Genomic DNA, 2,523 nt, shown 5'->3' with positions numbered 1-2,523 from the left:
GGGCTGGGGTCGCCGGTCATCAGCCGGGTCCAGCGCCGGCGCAGCCGCACGAGCTCGGCCAAACCAGGGGGCATATCGGTCACGATCAGGGCACCTTCAGTTCTGCGCGCCCTTGCGATCCTGCTTATGCTGCGCTGCAGCAAGATAATGTCCCGCACCGGCAAAGGTCACCGTGAAATTTAGGAAAGGGGTGCCTGCGCCGGGCTTGGCAGGGCTGCGCGGCAGGGGTAGCGCAGGGCGACCAAACCAGGAAGGAACGCCCCCCATGGATTTCGCCCAGGACCTGCGCGGCAAGCGCGTGGTGGTGACCGGCGCCTGCGGCGTCATCGGCCGCTGGATCGTCGACAGTTTTCTGTCGGTGGGCGCCGTGGTGTGCGCGACGGATGGGAATGCGGCGGCGCTCGACGCCCTGGCGGGTGAGGTCGCGCTGGGCGAGGGCGGCTTCGCCTTCGCTGGCGACCTGCGCGACGCGGCCAGCATCGACGCCCTGGCCGCCGAGATCGGCCGCCGCTGGGGCGCGGCCGAGATCCTGGTGAACAATGCCGGGGTCTATCCGTCCGGCTTCCTGCTCGACATCGACGCCGCCGAATGGGACCGGGTCTTCGACATCAACCTGCGCGCGCCCTTCCTGCTGACGCGGGCGATCGCCAAGCAGATGGTGGCCGGGGGGGTGAAGGGCAGCATCGTCAACATCTCCTCCGGCGCGTCGCGGAAGATGCGGCGCTCGGTGGTGCCGTATTGCGTGTCGAAGACGGCGCTGGAGCGGCTGACCAAAGGCTTCGCGCTGGAGCTCGCCGAATACGGCATCCGGGTCAATGCGCTGGAGCCCGGCTTCGCCCCCGGCAGCACGGCCAGCCCGCTGACGGATGCGCATGTCGCCAACACCACGGCCGGCATTCCGCTGGGCCGCGGCACCTCGGCGGACGATATCGGCAACGCGCTGTTCTACCTGGTCAGCAGCGCCGGCGCCTATGTCACCGGCAGCACGCTGTCGGTCGATGGCGGCAATTCGATCGGCACCATGGCGGTCTACCAGGACAAGAAGTCGGCGCTGTGAGCGGCGCCCCGCATTTTTCCCCACGCCCGGCCTATGTCTGGCCGGATGGGAAGAACAGCGCCTTCTGCTTCAGCGTCGATGTCGATTGCGACGCCCCCTATCTCTGGGTGAACCGCGCGGAAGACGCGCGGCGCACGCTCGGCCAGCTGGAGCAGCGGCATTTCGGCCTGCGACAGGGCCTGCCGCGGATTCTCGACCTGCTGGACCGCTTCGCGGTGAAGGGCAGCTTCTTCGTCCCCGGGGCCGTGGCCGAGGCCAATCCCGACCTGCTACCCGCCTTGCTGGCGCGCGGGCATGAGATCGGGCTGCACGGCTATTTCCACGAGATCGTCGCGGAGAGCAGCGACGAAGAGTTCACCGCGGCGCTCGACGCCTCCCTGGCGCTGTTCCAGCAGCAGACGGGACAACGGCCAAAGATGTTCCGCTCGCCGGCCTGGGAGATGACGCCGGGCATGCTGGCGGAGCTGGCGCGGCAGGGGCTGGGGGACAGCTCGCTGATGGGCTTCGACCACCCCTACGACATCGCCGGCGTGGTCGAGGTGCCGGTTCAATGGGCGGTCGATGACGCCATCTTCTTCAAGTATTCCGGCGGCGGCACCGATCGCTGGTCGCCCCAGGCCTCGGGCCCGGTGCTGGACAGCTGGCTGGAGGAGTTTTCCCTGCTGCACCGGCTGGGCCAGCTGATGGTGCTGACCGTGCATGACTGGATTTCCGGCCGGGCGCAGCGGCTGGCGGTGCTGGAGAAGCTGCTGTCCCGCGTCACCGCCGAGCCGGGCTGCTGGGTGGCCACCATCGGCGAGGTCGCGGCCTTCCATGCGGCGTCCGGGAATGCCGGACGACACGCGGTGCCGGCGATCCTGCCGCCGGCGGTCGAGCCGCGGCGCTTCGTGAAAAGCTAGGGCGAGCTGGCTTCGGAAGGACGAAGCCAAGTCTCCCTAGCGTTTTGTTAGATCGCGTGATTCAGGCTTTTCGGTGATTCCGCCTCAAGCCATCACGCTCTAACGCACCTGGCGCGGGCGGCTCGGGCGGCCGGCATTCTCCCAGCCGAGCTCGTCCGACCAGCCGGCGCCGTTGCGGCAGCTGGTGAAGCTGGTCTCCCACAGCGCGCTGTGAACGTTCATCCGCTGCACGACCTTGCGGCAATCGCCGCTGACGCCGCCGACCTGGCCCTCGACCCAGAGCAGGCCGAGATTGCCGGTCTCCGGATTGCGCCAGCGCTCCTGCGCGCCGGGGCCGGCGGACATCACCGTCTTCAGCGCCGAGCGCGCCGCCTGCTGGTCGGAGCGGAAGGCGGCGGCGTTGGAATAGCCCAGCAGGCTGGCCGCCGCCGGCAGCGGCGGCGCCGCCTGGAAGAAGCGGCCCGGCGCCAGCGAGATCAGCCAGGGGGCGGCCATGATCAGCACCGCGGCGCAGGTGACGCCGACCAGCCCATAGACCAGCGGCGTGCTGCCCGACTTGGCGGGGGC

Annotated in this window: 3 protein-coding genes; 2 read left to right on the top strand and 1 reads right to left on the bottom strand. The window is 69.4% G+C overall.

Annotated elements, in window-relative coordinates; all coding sequences use genetic code 11:
* Positions 1–265: 265 nt before the first annotated feature.
* Together GVN67_RS28725 and GVN67_RS28720 are read left to right on the top strand one after the other, a co-directional pair.
* Positions 266–1,057: an SDR family NAD(P)-dependent oxidoreductase gene (locus GVN67_RS28725; RefSeq protein ID WP_160000718.1), complete on the top strand. Its 792-nt coding sequence runs from the start codon at positions 266–268 to the stop codon at positions 1,055–1,057.
* The gene (locus GVN67_RS28720; RefSeq protein WP_160000717.1) at positions 1,054–1,956 is read left to right on the top strand and encodes a polysaccharide deacetylase; all 903 of its coding nucleotides are present in this window, start codon (positions 1,054–1,056) and stop codon (positions 1,954–1,956) included. Before GVN67_RS28725 ends, GVN67_RS28720 begins: the two co-directional genes overlap by 4 nt.
* Before the next feature lie 99 nt (positions 1,957–2,055).
* Here the strand turns inward: GVN67_RS28720 and GVN67_RS28715 are convergent.
* The coding region (locus GVN67_RS28715) for a hypothetical protein (protein ID WP_160000716.1) at positions 2,056–2,523 on the bottom strand (468 nt) is incomplete at its 5' end.

The organism is Roseomonas sp. 18066, assembly GCF_902706185.1.
Taxonomy (GTDB): Bacteria; Pseudomonadota; Alphaproteobacteria; order Acetobacterales; family Acetobacteraceae; genus Pseudoroseomonas.
This window is presented reverse-complemented; position numbering and strand designations above follow the sequence as displayed.

Coding starts and splice junctions, on each gene's coding strand:
- GVN67_RS28725 (WP_160000718.1), top strand. CDS start 266: ATGGATTTCGCCCAGGACCTGCGCGGCAAGCGCGTGGTGGTGACCGGC.